This window comes from Bacillus sp. RB3, assembly GCF_030164735.1.
GTDB classification, from domain to species: Bacteria; Bacillota; Bacilli; order Bacillales; family Bacillaceae_G; genus Bacillus_A; species Bacillus_A cereus.
Genome location: NZ_JASNGE010000058.1, coordinates 1 through 13,944, shown reverse-complemented (window position 1 = coordinate 13,944; position 13,944 = coordinate 1). Strand labels below are relative to the sequence as shown.

The window sequence follows — 13,944 nt, the reverse complement described above, 5'->3', positions numbered from 1 at the left end:
CTATTTCATCTTATATTTAATTATTTTTTTTGTAAATGTGGAACAACTTTATTGTTTAGGTTGTCTATTAAATATTACAGCATAAAGAAAGGCATAATCAGTATGAAACGTTATTAGCAAGTCTATTTGTAAGTTTAACATGTGTCATTATACAGTTGAGCATTTCTAATGTAAGCAACCAAAAAATAGAGAGAAAAACAGGAAAGAAGATTTTCATCGTTTTATTAAAATGAGAGTTCGTTTGATGTTAGGATTGAGATCTTATCAAACTACAATCCATTGTACAATCAAGCATTTAAACAATCTAATTGAACAAGGGTATAGGCATGTAACGAGACGTTTTGGCAAATCTGCAGGGTTTCAAAATCTCCGTCATGCTTCACGTACGATAAAAGGTATTGAAACCATTCACGCTCAATATAAACAAAGGCTAAGTCTTCAAAGAGACTCCACCTTTTCAACGTACAATGAACTTCAACAATTATTAGTAAGCCTTATTTGTATGCAAATTATTTACTTCCTTATTATTAGAAATCACTATATAAAACGCATTTGTACAAAAATATATTCATAAAAAAATAACCGGAAAATTGAAGGTGCATACTCAATCACTAATTATGGTTGGATATGCACCTTGAAAGCAAGTTTGATCCAAATGCAGTTGGAGATCAGGGCACATCCCTTGGACTGCTTCAAATTCATCGAGGTGGATTAGCACCCAGAGATTTAACGAATGAAGATTTGAAAAATGCAGAAACCAATACTCGAATTACAATACCTAATATGACACGTGTATTTAACCGTGGATTACAGAAAAGTTTAAAAGGATCAGATCTATTAAAGCATGTTACTAATACCTCAGGTTGGACTGAAAATAAGGGTGTTCAATGGGCAGAGAAACAGACAGAATTTAATCAGTCAACGAGTAGCAATTGCTCCCTTAGTACAATTATGTAGTAAACTTCATGCAGCCACTGGTACCTTACTCAGCCTTGAGGGCTTAAATAAACGCTTAAATACAAAGGCAGTTTTGTTTTTACAATATATTTTTCTTTACAACAAAAACGCTGTGAACAAACACAGACTTTAACATTTAAAATAAATATGTTTATGCGTTTTAATATAATATGAATACCATTTTAAAAAACTTTAGATAAATGTTAAAAAAAACTTTAGATAAATTTTATTTTTTCTTTCTATAATTTATGTATGAATATGAAAAATCTCTTTAAAAGATACACAACTTTTTTTGTAGTATTGAGGGGTTTAATGACCTTTATTAAAAGGCAAAAACTACAATTTACAAGGAGAATACTTTATGAGTAAGAGAATAAACGAATTAGACTCAATACGAGGTTTAGCCGCAATTACAGTTGTATTTGGGCACTTTTGTTTAATGCTACCTTCGTTGCCCAATTCTATTAAATTTTCCCCTCTTAGGTTTTTATGGGCTGGTGGGGAAGCTGTGATCATTTTTTATGTACTCAGTGGTTTTGTGCTATCTATGGCACTCTATCATTCAAAAACAAATTATTGGGGATATTTAATTAAGAGATTTGTAAGAATCTATATTCCTTATTATTTTTGGATAATCATTACCTTTGCTTTATTTATTTTGTTTTCACCATATGAAGTTACGGGACTACGAGACTGGTTCTATGATAAGTGGCAAGGGCCTATAACAAAATTAGATATTATGAATCACTTTGTACTTCTTAATAACTTTTTTACGGATAATTATAATCCGGTTATCTGGTCATTAGCTCAAGAAATGCGTATATCTATCGTGTTTCCCTTGTTATTCCTTCTGTTTTATAAACAGAGTTGGAAGAAAACGATACTGTTTGCTATGAGCTTTTCTTTAATCGGTATTTTCCTTAATAAGTTGCATATTGGGAAAGCTGAGGGGTTTTATAATGGTTATGCCGATACACTGCATTTCACATCTATGTTTATGGTTGGAATGCTACTTTTTAAACATCAGGAAGAACTTACTCAATTATATAAAAGGATGAAAAACTTAAACAGAAAACTTCTTATCGTATTAGGGATCTTTCTATATCTATATTCCATTATGATTTATGGGCTTTCTAGTAATGATACTACTTTCTTATTAAAAGATTGGGGTGTCGTAATTGGTGTGAGTATAATAATCATTATGGCAATGAATAACCTAAAGGTAAAAGCTATTTTAAATAAGGGTGTATTTGTATATTTAGGGGAAATTTCATATAGTATCTATTTATGTCATTTTCCAATCACGATGGTACTCTTTAAACTTTTGTATGCAAAGATACCTACCCTTTTTCTTCTTATCTTATGTATTACAACGACAATAATTTGTTCTATATTATCGTATCATTTAATTGAAAAGAAATGTATCAATTGGGCAAAACAAAGAACAAAAAGTTTCAAAAAAAAAGTGTGATACTTGTAGGGAGAAGGAAACGATTCAAAGAATAACCCGCCTTGAAAAATCCCCAATTCAGGCGGTTGTTTTTTCTTTAAATTCCTATATTAAACTTTACACCTAAAAAAATAATTTTGAGTCCAAAGAGGTACGGATTTTTTATAGGAGGAGGAGTAATGTATGAAGCATACGATTAAAAAACGATTTATTATATTATTCTTTATTAGTATTTTAGGTTTAGGAACCATGTCTGTAATATTTTATGTTAAGCATAAAACCAATATTCAAAGAAATAAAGCGATTGCTGCCGAAAAACGTGTATTGCAATATGAGTCTACCTTGAAAAAAGAATTAGAAAAATATAATTTAGGAGACAAAACAGCAGTTTTATTAGGAATTATGTACCAAGAGAGTAGAGGTGAGGGAAACGACCCTATGCAGTCTTCTGAATCACTGGGATTAAAGCCAAATGAAATTCAAGAGACAAGCTTGAGCATTGAACAAGGGGTAAAACACTTTGCTCAAATGTACAAATATGGAACGGAAAAAGATGTTAGCATGGATACAATTATTCAAAGCTATAATATGGGACCAGGGTATATTGATTTTATTGCGAGTCAAGAAGTTAAACAACACTCGGAAGATTCGGCCAAAAATTTTTCTAAGATGAAAGTTGATCAAAATCCAGAGATGTACACTTGTGGTGGAAATAAAAATAATTTTAGGTATCCATATTGTTATGGTGATTTCACATATGCCACAAAGGTAAATGAAAAAGCAAAACTTATTGAAGAACTTCTCCGAAAAAATTCAAAATATAATTGAGAAAATTTTTAATGTAAGAACTTTAAGATTCATGTGAGAGATCTATTAAATCAGGTCATAGTGATACCCGTATTCTAAAAATAGTCTGACTACATGTCTGGTTCAGATAAGTTTGGAGTGACTCATGCAAAGTAGGCAGGATTTAAAAAGCACTCCACCAAGTCACGAAAATTTAGGTTTTACCGTAGGTACCATTTCACGTTCAACAAGATAATATTAGGTTGATAATGTCTCCATTTAAATAAACTTTCCTTATCCACACTAATCATACACCTTTTTAAAGTAGTCTAATCAGTATGGATAATTTTGAGAATGTTCAATCTATCCTTATTATTGTAAAATTATATTAATAAATGTTAATGTACACATAAAAAACAGGATAGTTCCTATAAAAAGTAAATACAACAATGCCTAGGGGGGATAATGGTGGGAAAAATAGTTTTTTTAAAAAAATTAGATAAGAAACTAATATTCATTTTATTCATATTATGTGTCACCAGTATTGTTGCAATATACAGTAGTCAGCAAACCGGGCAATATGGCAACCAAAATTTTGCTATGAAACAAATGGTAAATTACGCCATAGGTTTTGTTCTATTATTAATTGTTGCCAATATCGATTTAGATCAATTACAAAAATTAGCTTGGCCGATTTATATTGTGGGGTTCATCTCAATTATCATTTTAAAGGTATTACCAGTGTCAAGTTTTACACCTGAAATATTAGGGGCAAAAAGATGGTTTAGATTTCCAATTATTGGTGCTATTCAACCAGCTGAATTTTTTAAGCTTGCCTTAATTCTTCTGGCCGCAAGTTTAGTCGTAAAACATAATGCACAGTATATGGCACGGACATTTCAAACTGATTTACTTTTGATTGGTAAAATATGTTTGATAACTATTCCACCTGCGTTACTTGTATATAGTCAACCCGATACGGGAATGGTGTTCCTATATATAGCAGCCATTGCATGTATTATATTTATGTCAGGAATCCAAAAAAAGTTAATCGTACTATGTGCAGGAATTCCGATGACTGTATTGTCTGCTTTAATATTTATATACGTAAAATATCCAGATATTTTCTTCAATAAGTTAGTTACTTTATTAAAGCCCCACCAACAATCGCGAATTTTAGGCTGGTTAGATCCATTTCAGCATACAGATCAGGGATATCAAACTCAACAATCAATTTTAGCTGTTGGTAGTGGGGGGATAGAAGGAAAAGGCCTCGGTTCTGGAAATGTTTATATTCCAGAAAAACATACTGATTTCATTTTTGCCACAATTGCCGAAGAAGGCGGTTTTATAGTTGCCACTTTTATAATATGTATATTCTTCTTAATGCTTTCCCGAATACTTATAATTGGTAATTCCGCAGATAATTTATTCGGCACCTTACTATGTGCAGGAATTGTAGGCGTTCTAATGTTACAATTTTTTCAAAATATCGGTATGATTGTGGGATTAATGCCTGTCAAAGGTATTGCACTTCCATTTTTATCATATGGCGGAAGCTCTTTATTTTCGAACATGTTAATGATGGGGCTTATTTTATCCACACGAAAAACATACAAAGAATATATGTTTTCAGTGAATCAGCACTAAATATCAAATAAGAAGTACTTATACCTTAAACTATTCGTAGAATAATACGTGATGAATAAAAAAGGTTACAGAGCTATAATCAAGTATTGTTAATAGACCGAGGGAGGAGAATAATAAACATTCTTCTCCCTTTGTCTGTAATTAGAGTTTGCATATATAAATATACGTTGTAAGGAATTGCTGGAATGAATTTTAAGGTTACAAAGGGGGAGCACGCACATTTTAACGTTTTTATACGCTAAGGGATTCTCAAAACTCCATAACGCGAGTTAAATTGAGAATCAAATTACATCTAGTTTGATTCATAAAAGATTGGCGTCATAGACTGCTGGATAAAAACACAGGGTTTTATCTCTGTGTTTCTTCAAATTTTCGTTTTTGAATATAAGCTTGAGCATGTATAATTTCTTCCTGAAGTTCTTTTAATTCTTTCATAGATTCTGCTTCAATAGTCATGTAGGTAGTAACTAAACTAATCATCATATCCATCTTCTCTACTATATTTTGAATGACCTGTACAGATTGCTCTTTTTTAGGGTGTTGTATTGCTGTTAATACATCTTCCATATAATTGTTCTTTCTTTTCTGGATATCATAAATAAACTGTTTTGTGTTTGAGTTCAGTTGTTTTTCCTCCTCTTTAGATATATTTCTATTCTATCATATTTAAATGGGAAACATTGGATTTACTGGAATTTACACCAGCCTAATTGCTTAACGTAATCTATATACTTCTAAAGAGATGATAAATATATATTTTTTCATCAAACTTGGAGCTTTATCATGATTACTGTCCAATATATAGTGAAATCAATTTTAAGGAGGATGCCTGTTTGGCTAGTAATGACAACATAAGCAACTGGATAGACCGTCTGTTATCCGGTGAAGAAGAAGATTTTGAATATATATTTGATTTAACAATTCAGAGAATATATGACACCGTATTTGCTATAGTTAAAAATGGTTATGATACAAATGAAATTGTAAATGAGGTTTACTTTCAACTATGGAAATCCATCTCAAAATATGATCAATCTAGAGCTTTTTATTTTGGTTGAATGGCATTGTCTATAAACAAATTAGTCAATGGCGTTTTCATAAATAACTGTAGAGAGAAAAATTTGTTATGGGGAGATTTTGTTCCTCCGAGATAGGCTTATATATGTTCACGTGTGTTTTTAAAAGAAATAGCCTATTCTTGGTCCATTGGAGAAGTAATGTTATCTTTATATGTATCAATGTAGATATTTCCATTTGCAGCAAGTACAGCATACGTAACATCATTGTAGCGAAGGTTACGTTTTTTTAGTTCACATTGTAATTCTAACTCCGTCTGATTGTTTTGTCTTAGGTTTTCTGTCATAATTTCTCCATCCATAATTAGCTCGATGGGGAGTGTACACTCTTTTTTCGTTGGTATATTTAAATCTTGTTTTGTAACAGTACGATATTCAGGTTTTTTCAAAACAGATATTCTACCATTTGTTTCAACTACGACATAAAGAACTTCTTCAATGTTAAAAATGCCATTCTCTCTTAATTGTTGGTTTAAATAATCTAGAGAATAGCGCATTTTTCGCATGTTATTTTCTAAAATTTTTCCGTTTTCCATAATAACTGTTGGATTTCCTGCAAATATTTTTCTGCCTATCCGACTTTTCATGGATATATAACTAACCATTAAAATGATAAATACTAAAATAAGAAAAGCGATAACTGCATGATGAGTTTTTACATTTAAATTAAATGCCAAATTTGCAATAATACTCCCGATAGAGATAGCACCAATAAAATCAAAGGTATTCATTTCAGCGATAATTTGCTTTCCTAATATTTTAGCTCCGATAAATAAAATTGAGAAAGATAACAGAGTTCTCAAAATAATCTCTATATGTTCAGACACAAGTAGCTCCTCCTTTTGGGATTGCATGTTCGTATTATAACAATCTATATAAGGATAGTATGTATAATTGTAAAAGAATTTATTATGTTCAATAGCATTAATAGTTCATGTTTCTTTTTATCTCTTGGTTCTGTTGCCAAGTTTCTCAAGAGATAAAAAGAAACATGAATGAAAGAGGAAGTATAATGATGTTGAATGTTTTGATACAGAATATTTTTTTGAAAGCGAATAAAATATGAATTATCAAAAAGAGATTGGATTCCCTTAAAAGGTATTAACTAGATAAATATGAACTAATTTGAATTACCGGGTTATGTTTTTTACCTACAAAATCCAGTTTCACTCTCATCTGTCCAGAAAAACATAACTTTTTAAACTGGTGATATCTTTGCGTAAAAACAATCATGTACCGACAGGGATTAATATTTTAAGAGCGCCCCTAAAATATATTTTTGGTGTTTTTAAATTAAATGAGAAGTGCTTATGATATGCATTGTTTTTTATTATCTAAATAAGAGTTTCTTAAATTACTTATATAAAAGCTGATGGGCGAGTATTAATATTTATGAAGTAACTTTTATCTGATAAGGAAGGGGTATTAGATTTATGAACGATCTTAATTTCCTTTGTGAACAATTTGCTAAAATTCTTAATGGAAAAAGTAACTTAAATCAGGGTGTTTGTTCTGTCTCCTTGCGTCGTAATATTAAAGTGTTTGTTCAAGGACGACCAAGCACCTCAGTGATACCGGCTGGGATATCTTTTGAATCGTTAGATCAAATTGGCAATGCATTGAACTTTGGAGAAATCGCTATTTTACAAGAAGAAATCCCTTTATATATGAAATCGATTGTTCAACAAGGGATTATTGTTAGCGCCTTACATAATCATTGGTTATATATGAAACCATTGATTATGTATATTCATATCCAATCTGTTGAACCACCATTGAGTTTTGCAAAAAAATTGGCAAATTCCTTTTCAGTTTTAAGTAGTTATCCAATTGCTGATAATGGGAGCTAATGTTAAGTAAATCATATTTATTCTTTTCCTATATCAAGAATCATGTGAACAAAAAATGCCCTCCAGCTAAGCGATCTGGAAAGCATTCAAAAAGCTTATTTTATCGTTTTGGGATGGGATTTGTTTACTTAAGTTGATGCGCATATATGGTGACCCCTATAAAATAGCCGTAAGTTAATTATTAACCCATAAACTTGCCGAAACTTTAATAAGAACCATAAAGATAACTAGAGTTAAGGTGTTTTTATGCAAAAAAACCTAGAGTATCAATAAAGCCTTCACTGAAAGATAGCACCAGCAATAACCGAATTTCTTTCGCTAATCCTATAACTAAAAAGTCGATTTCCTGTACGTTAAGAAATCGACTTTTTAGTGAGTAACTTAATGTCTTTAATAGAAAGAAACTTGATTAAATTAAATCCAAAATATCTTTTGGGGTATTTAATATATAATCAGCTTTTTCAAAACCTTCTTTTGTCTTTGAACCCCATAAAGCGAGTGCGAATTTAACACCAGCACTTTTCGCACATTTCATATCGTATATAGAGTCTCCTATGTATACTGACTCATCATTAGGAACATCTAATTGTTTCAAACAGGCTAATAATGGTTCAGGGTGTGGTTTGTGTTTATCCGTATCACACGCACAAATTATATGTTCAAAATGATCACTTAGACCAAATGGGTCGAATTCGTCTATTAATTCTTGCTTAGTTTTTGATGTAACAATCCCAAGCTTTAATTTACTAAGGGATAACTCTTTAATAACGTCCTCTAATTCTTCAAACACCGAAACTTCATGGGAAAAATCTAGTACAGATTCGCACCATTTCGGATGAACAACGTCTATATTTTGTACATTTAATTTTTTTAAGGTTTCTTTTCCAGGAATTCCTAATGCAAATCTTAAATCCTGTAACGCATAAATTTCCTTTAGTTCTTCTTTTAAAACTTTTTGTAAGGATTTTAATATTGCTTTTTCTGTATCTAAAATTGTGCCGTCTACGTCAAAAACAAGAGATGTAATCAAAATAAAGCCTCCCGATTTTTTAATCTTCACTTGCAATTACTACTTCAACACCGTTTTCTTTCAAAGTATTATATAAATCATTAGACATAACTTGATTTGTAATAAATGTGTCTATAGATTCAACCGTTAAACCCTTATAATTTCGTCGCTGATTCCATTTAGTGTGATCTGCCACTAAAATAACTTGATCAGCATGTTTTATTAATTCACGTTTGAAATAAATATCTTCTTCAAAACCATAGTATATCCCGTCTTCTGTAATACCTGCGGTCCCAATGAATACCTTGTCAAAGTGATAATCTTTGAGTTTTTCAGTGGTAGAAGTCCCCGTAGTATGTCGAGAAACCTTATTTAAAGTTCCTCCCAAAAGGTGAATAGTCGTACCTTCAGATTGAGCTAACATATAAGCAGTATCAATAGAGTTCGTCACTATAGTTACGTTCTTTGATTGTAAATGTTGCGCTACAAAGTTGACAGTTGTTGAAACGTCTAAATAAATCATGTCATTGTTTGCAATTATATTTGCAGCTTTCATTCCAATCAATTTTTTCGTTTCTAATTCAGTCTGTGACCGCACTTGATAAGTATCAATTTTCTTATGAAAAGTAGCTAAAGCCACTCCGCCATAAGTTCTAACTATTGCTTTGTTTTTTGAAAGTTTTACTATATCTCTTCTTGCAGTATCTCTTGAGATATGAAACATTTCACACATTTTTTTTATATTCATAGTTTTATTTGTTTCTAAATAATTAAAGACTCGTATCAATCGTTCTTCTTGATTCATAAGTAACCTCCATAAGAATATATTAAGTTAAAGTAAGTTATTATGCAAGTTAGTTTAAGTTATAATGTGCGATAATGCTCCTATAATTAAGTGTTATTAAGTGGGTTTGGTAAAACCTTATTTTTAATGCCTTTATAATTTTAAGCGATTTTATGATGGATTTAAAATTTTATCGTTGTAAGCATAAATTTGCTAAGGTGGCAAGGTTATGGTCTAAATCACAGTTTATATGTCCAAATTTAAAAGGTTACTTGCAATTATCTTGAAGTTCTTGCACCAGAATCTACAGATAAACTCCACATATCTCTAGACAATCCACATATAAACTTCAGATTGATACTTTACTATGGCATCAAGGAGGCTAGAGAACATGAATTTTATCAAACGATCATTTTTAAGTTTAAAATCAAGAAAGGGAAAGTCACTTATATTACTTGCTATTTTTCTAGTTGTAATTAATTTGGTATTTGCTGGATTTACAATTCAAAGTGCATCAAGTAAGGCCACCGATTTGGCCAGACAACAATTAGGAGCGAATGTTAACTTAAAAATAGATATAAATAAATATATAAACAGTGATCAAAATACTGGTGGAACAAGAACGGTACCTGCTATCGAAGAGAAGGAAGTTGATAAATTAAAGAACTCTAAGTATTTAGATCACTATAATTATCTAAAAAGTGCTAATGCTGAGCTGAAAGAGCTCGATTATGTCGAATCACTTGGAGGAGCTCAATCATTTGGCCCAAATAATAATTTAAATTTTACTTTACAGGGTGTTAGAGACTTTTCTTTCTTAGAAGCTGCTCAAGACAAAAAATTAAAGCTAGTTGAAGGAAAGGGAATTACGCCAAAAACAGTAGGGAAAAACGTTGCAATGATTGAAAAAAGGCTAGCTGAAAAAAACAATTTAAAAGTGGGTGATAAACTGCAAATAGGTGAAGTAATGGATGAGGAACTTACCACGAAAGAGCTGGAGATTATAGGGATTTATGAGTCTAAAGAAGAGGCCTCATCTTTTGGGGGACAATCTTTTGCTTTATTAGAGCCTGCTAATCAAATATATGTACCATATTCTGTTATGAATTCAATGGAAAATGCAATCTATTCATTAAAGGACCCTAAGGATATTGATGCATTTAAAGAAGAAGCAAAAAAATTGGGGTTACCAACGTACTATGAATTAGATGCACAAGATAACGTTTATAAACAGATGATTGGTCCAATCGAAAATATTGCATCTTTTTCGAAAACGATTGTAATTATGGTGTCTATTGCAGGTGCAACGATTTTAGGATTAATAATTATGCTCTCTATTAAGGAACGTAGAAAAGAAATGGGAATTTTGTTATCTATAGGCGAGAAAAAGTGGAAATTAATGGGTCAATTACTAGTTGAGGTATTATGTATTGCTGTATTAGCTTTTGGTTTATCTTTAGCAACAGGAGAGAAAGTTTCTCAAAAAGTTGGTGATAATCTGTTAGCTAGTGAAATAGCAAAGAATGAAGATAAACCGGAAGATCCTATAGCACTACTTAGTGGTAACCCTGCTCCAGACGTAGATCCGGTTGATAATATCGATGTAAGTATTTCAACTGAAGATTTAGGAAAAGTAGGGGGGATTGGATTAGGAATCGCTATGCTAGCAACAATTCTTCCGGCATTATCCATTCTTCGTTTAAATCCAAAACAGATTTTATTAAAAGACGAATAAGGAGAATTTATATGGAGACAATTTTACAGTTTAAAAATATCAATTATCATTATGAAAGTAATAATAAGAGAACTACAATCTTACAAAATGTAAATTTTTCTTTTCAAACTGGAAGTTTTTATACTATCTTAGGGCCATCCGGTTCAGGAAAAACAACAACTCTTAGTTTAGCCAGTGGATTAGACGTTCCCAAAAGTGGATATGTCTTATATAAAGGAACGGATATACGTAAAATTGGTCTCGACTCCTATCGAAATCAGTATGTATCAATTATCTTTCAATCTTATAATCTTATTACTTATATGACTGCACTTCAAAATGTTATAACAGCAATGGAAATAACAGGAGTCGATGTAAAAGATAAAAAGATAAGAGCATTGGATCTACTAAAAAAAGTAGGATTGACAGAAATAGAAGCTAAAAGGAATGTGTTACAGCTTAGCGGTGGGCAACAACAACGTGTCGCAATCGCTCGTGCATTATCTTGTAATGTAAATTTGTTAATTGCAGATGAGCCGACTGGAAACTTAGATCAAGAAACGTCTATGGAAATTATTGAATTGTTTAAAGAGTTAGCGCATAAAGAAAATAAATGTATTATTGTTGTAACTCATTCACAAGACGTAGCTAAACAGTCAGATAAAGCTGTTTATCTACAAAAACAGAATTTAGTTGTACAAGATGTTTCTTGAAAAAGGAATGTGTTTACTTTAGAAAAAACAAAGGATGACATAACTTCAGAGTAACTGTAAGTTCAATTTATACTTTTTTACACCTAAAAGAGGAATGAAGGGAACATGGATTAAGGTAGTTTTTTGCGGTAGTCTGGTTATAATTGGTATTTTGATAGGGTATGTAACACATGTTTTTATTCAAGAAGATATAAGTGAGTCTAACCAAGATCAAGTTAATATTTTTCAAGATGAGATTGGCCCGAAGCAAAGAAACCCCTCATTTATTGAAGGTGGGAATTCAGGATTAGGTACTACTAAAGAATATAATGAATGCGAAGTGGAATCTAGAGACCCAGGAAATAATTAATAAAATATAACTTTTTAATAAGTCAACAACCGGTTCCTTAACATATAAGGAACCGGTTAATTTATATACAAGTATAAATGTCTAATTTTCTTTATTTGCTCTTGCGTACTTATTTGAGTACGGTGCTGAATTTAATTTTTGTTTTTTTACTTGTATGCGACTATAATCCGAATGATGAGGAATTCACAGTTGTACATCTAATAAAGAAAGAATAAATGTTTGTTTCCAGTGACATCTTGATTACCTCTTTCTTTTTAGTGTTATTATGCATATAAACTATCGCATGCCCCTAAAGCTTATAGGATGTAAAGATAATTTTCCCATGAAGTTTTTATGTCTCTACATAAACTCCAAATAGCAAGGCTATAATGACTACCAGAGAAAAGCTTCCTTTATAGAAAAAATTTCACCGTATTTTTTCTACAAAAACCTCATATATTTAAGCATAATTTATTGGGAGGTTGATTATGAGCATCTATTTAAAAATACAAGAAAGTGCGAAGCGTATAAATGAATTGACTAAGCATCAAAAGAAACTAGAGCGCGAAAAAAATGTATTAAAAGGTGAGTTTTATAGATTGTTGAAAGAAAATAAAAAATACAAAGATACTCCCGAAGAGATAAGAACATTGGATAATTAGTCTCAATTTAATGTTTCATTTAAATTTTAGTCAACTGCAGAAGTGTGAAAATAGTTTAACTTCAGTACTTGGTTAGCTATAAGTATTTTTGATACTATATATATTCGTAAATTTGACACAGTCTTTTATGATATATACATGTTATACTTAGTTGCATAGTAAATAAATTGTATCCCAGTACATTACTTACTATTACTAGTACCCAAATAACTTAATATGATACGGTAAAAAGCCTCTTTTCAACGAGAAAAGAGGCTTTTTTTCATTAGTATTTAGTTAAGTATATGTTATAAATTAAAAAGGAAACTTTATATTAATTTTGTAAATTTTAAAGTCATAATTGCATTAAAAACCGTTAATAATCATAGTGTTTACGAGAAAGTTAGCACTGGTTAAAAACAAGCGAAGTTTAAAAATATATTAATTTATCATTTTAGCCAAGAAGACTCCTTCCTCAAGGAGCGTGAAGGGTCACAGTCCAGTGAGTAGGTGGAAGATGAATTGGCTTTGAACAAGGGATGGCAGGAAGCCATCTTAATTGTTCGACATATAGAAAGTATTACGTCACTACCTACCGAATATACGTTTGGTGTATAATAGTCATATACCGAAATGGGGGTGAATCAAATAATGATGAATAAAGCCTATAAGTTTCGTATCTATCCAAATCAAGCACAAGCAATTCTAATTAATAAAACGATTGGGTGTTCTCGCTTTGTATTCAATCATTTCCTATCCTTATGGGATCACGCATACAAAGAGACAGGAAAAGGCTTGACCTATGGTATATGTTCTGCCAAACTACCTGCCATGAAGAAAGAGCTTGTTTGGCTAAAAGAAGTGGATAGTATTGCGATTCAGTCGTCTGTTCGCAACCTTGCGGATGCTTATACGCGCTTTTTCAAAAAACAAAACAGCGCACCGCGCTTTAAATCTAAGAAGAACAACGTACAATCTTATACCAC

Annotated in this window: 13 protein-coding genes and 4 pseudogenes; 12 read left to right on the top strand and 5 right to left on the bottom strand. The window is 31.4% G+C overall.

Annotated features, from left to right (window positions below; translation table 11 throughout):
* Positions 1 to 262: 262 nt before the first annotated feature.
* From QO049_RS29540 to QO049_RS29520, 4 genes and pseudogenes are all read left to right on the top strand, one after another.
* Positions 263 to 487, top strand: a pseudogene (locus QO049_RS29540) (DDE-type integrase/transposase/recombinase); the annotation flags it as partial.
* 149 nt (positions 488 to 636) lie between these two features.
* Positions 637 to 957 (top strand): annotated as a pseudogene (locus tag QO049_RS29535) (transglycosylase); the annotation flags it as partial.
* 361 nt (positions 958 to 1,318) lie between these two features.
* Entirely contained in the window at positions 1,319 to 2,428 is a 1,110-nt protein-coding gene (locus QO049_RS29525) for an acyltransferase family protein (RefSeq protein WP_284489764.1), read from the top strand.
* A 162-nt stretch (positions 2,429 to 2,590) separates the two neighbouring features.
* A complete protein-coding gene (locus QO049_RS29520; RefSeq protein WP_284489763.1) occupies positions 2,591 to 3,235 on the top strand; it encodes a lysozyme family protein in 645 nt (214 codons plus the stop codon).
* Between the two features lie 182 nt (positions 3,236 to 3,417).
* Here QO049_RS29520 and QO049_RS29515 read toward each other — a convergent pair.
* Positions 3,418 to 3,495: pseudogene (locus QO049_RS29515) on the bottom strand (IS6 family transposase); the annotation flags it as partial.
* 163 nt (positions 3,496 to 3,658) lie between these two features.
* Here QO049_RS29515 and QO049_RS29510 point away from each other — a divergent pair.
* Complete coding sequence (locus QO049_RS29510) at positions 3,659 to 4,843, top strand: FtsW/RodA/SpoVE family cell cycle protein (RefSeq protein ID WP_284489762.1); 1,185 nt, start codon at positions 3,659 to 3,661, stop codon at positions 4,841 to 4,843.
* A gap of 348 nt (positions 4,844 to 5,191) precedes the next feature.
* Here QO049_RS29510 and QO049_RS29505 read toward each other — a convergent pair whose 3' ends face one another.
* The gene (locus tag QO049_RS29505) at positions 5,192 to 5,467 is read right to left on the bottom strand and encodes a hypothetical protein (protein WP_246963779.1); all 276 of its coding nucleotides are present in this window, start codon (positions 5,465 to 5,467) and stop codon (positions 5,192 to 5,194) included.
* Positions 5,468 to 5,676: 209 nt separating this feature from the next.
* On the opposite strand from QO049_RS29505, the pseudogene QO049_RS29500 reads away from it, so the two are divergent.
* Positions 5,677 to 5,936: pseudogene (locus QO049_RS29500) on the top strand (sigma factor); the annotation flags it as partial.
* Positions 5,937 to 6,035: 99 nt separating this feature from the next.
* On the opposite strand, the gene QO049_RS29495 reads toward QO049_RS29500, so the two are convergent.
* On the bottom strand, positions 6,036 to 6,746 hold the full coding sequence (locus tag QO049_RS29495) for a DUF421 domain-containing protein (RefSeq protein WP_086422589.1): 711 nt from the start codon (positions 6,744 to 6,746) through the stop codon (positions 6,036 to 6,038).
* A gap of 606 nt (positions 6,747 to 7,352) precedes the next feature.
* Here QO049_RS29495 and QO049_RS29490 point away from each other — a divergent pair.
* Positions 7,353 to 7,769 carry a DUF1259 domain-containing protein gene (locus QO049_RS29490; RefSeq protein WP_246963655.1) on the top strand — a complete coding sequence of 139 codons (417 nt, stop codon included), beginning with the start codon at positions 7,353 to 7,355 and terminating at the stop codon, positions 7,767 to 7,769.
* Between the two features lie 409 nt (positions 7,770 to 8,178).
* Here the strand turns inward: QO049_RS29490 and QO049_RS29485 are convergent, their stop codons facing one another.
* Both QO049_RS29485 and QO049_RS29480 read right to left on the bottom strand, forming a co-directional pair.
* Complete coding sequence (locus QO049_RS29485) at positions 8,179 to 8,799, bottom strand: HAD family hydrolase (RefSeq protein ID WP_246963780.1); 621 nt, start codon at positions 8,797 to 8,799, stop codon at positions 8,179 to 8,181.
* A gap of 19 nt (positions 8,800 to 8,818) precedes the next feature.
* Positions 8,819 to 9,583 carry a DeoR/GlpR family DNA-binding transcription regulator gene (locus QO049_RS29480; RefSeq protein ID WP_246963656.1) on the bottom strand — a complete coding sequence of 255 codons (765 nt, stop codon included), beginning with the start codon at positions 9,581 to 9,583 and terminating at the stop codon, positions 8,819 to 8,821.
* A gap of 370 nt (positions 9,584 to 9,953) precedes the next feature.
* Here QO049_RS29480 and QO049_RS29475 point away from each other — a divergent pair, with 370 nt between their 5' ends.
* From QO049_RS29475 to QO049_RS29455, 5 genes are all read left to right on the top strand, one after another.
* On the top strand, positions 9,954 to 11,297 hold the full coding sequence (locus tag QO049_RS29475) for an ABC transporter permease (RefSeq protein WP_246963657.1): 1,344 nt from the start codon (positions 9,954 to 9,956) through the stop codon (positions 11,295 to 11,297).
* 11 nt (positions 11,298 to 11,308) lie between these two features.
* Positions 11,309 to 11,989: an ABC transporter ATP-binding protein gene (locus QO049_RS29470; protein ID WP_246963658.1), complete on the top strand. Its 681-nt coding sequence runs from the start codon at positions 11,309 to 11,311 to the stop codon at positions 11,987 to 11,989.
* A 94-nt stretch (positions 11,990 to 12,083) separates the two neighbouring features.
* Positions 12,084 to 12,338 carry a hypothetical protein gene (locus tag QO049_RS29465; protein ID WP_246963659.1) on the top strand — a complete coding sequence of 85 codons (255 nt, stop codon included), beginning with the start codon at positions 12,084 to 12,086 and terminating at the stop codon, positions 12,336 to 12,338.
* A 467-nt stretch (positions 12,339 to 12,805) separates the two neighbouring features.
* The gene (locus QO049_RS29460) at positions 12,806 to 12,979 is read left to right on the top strand and encodes a hypothetical protein (protein ID WP_246963660.1); all 174 of its coding nucleotides are present in this window, start codon (positions 12,806 to 12,808) and stop codon (positions 12,977 to 12,979) included.
* Positions 12,980 to 13,609: 630 nt separating this feature from the next.
* Positions 13,610 to 13,944: helix-turn-helix domain-containing protein (locus tag QO049_RS29455; protein WP_284489761.1), on the top strand; the 335-nt coding region annotated here is incomplete at its 3' end.

What these genes read in the sequence shown, in the direction of transcription:
- QO049_RS29470 (WP_246963658.1), top strand. Translation starts at nt 11,309, where the DNA reads ATGGAGACAATTTTACAGTTTAAAAATATCAATTATCATTATGAAAGT.
- QO049_RS29525 (WP_284489764.1), top strand. Translation starts at nt 1,319, where the DNA reads ATGAGTAAGAGAATAAACGAATTAGACTCAATACGAGGTTTAGCCGCA.
- QO049_RS29460 (WP_246963660.1), top strand. Translation starts at nt 12,806, where the DNA reads ATGAGCATCTATTTAAAAATACAAGAAAGTGCGAAGCGTATAAATGAA.
- QO049_RS29490 (WP_246963655.1), top strand. Translation starts at nt 7,353, where the DNA reads ATGAACGATCTTAATTTCCTTTGTGAACAATTTGCTAAAATTCTTAAT.
- QO049_RS29520 (WP_284489763.1), top strand. Translation starts at nt 2,591, where the DNA reads ATGAAGCATACGATTAAAAAACGATTTATTATATTATTCTTTATTAGT.
- QO049_RS29510 (WP_284489762.1), top strand. Translation starts at nt 3,659, where the DNA reads ATGGTGGGAAAAATAGTTTTTTTAAAAAAATTAGATAAGAAACTAATA.
- QO049_RS29475 (WP_246963657.1), top strand. Translation starts at nt 9,954, where the DNA reads ATGAATTTTATCAAACGATCATTTTTAAGTTTAAAATCAAGAAAGGGA.
- QO049_RS29465 (WP_246963659.1), top strand. Translation starts at nt 12,084, where the DNA reads ATGAAGGGAACATGGATTAAGGTAGTTTTTTGCGGTAGTCTGGTTATA.
- QO049_RS29480 (WP_246963656.1), bottom strand. Translation starts at nt 9,583, where the DNA reads ATGAATCAAGAAGAACGATTGATACGAGTCTTTAATTATTTAGAAACA.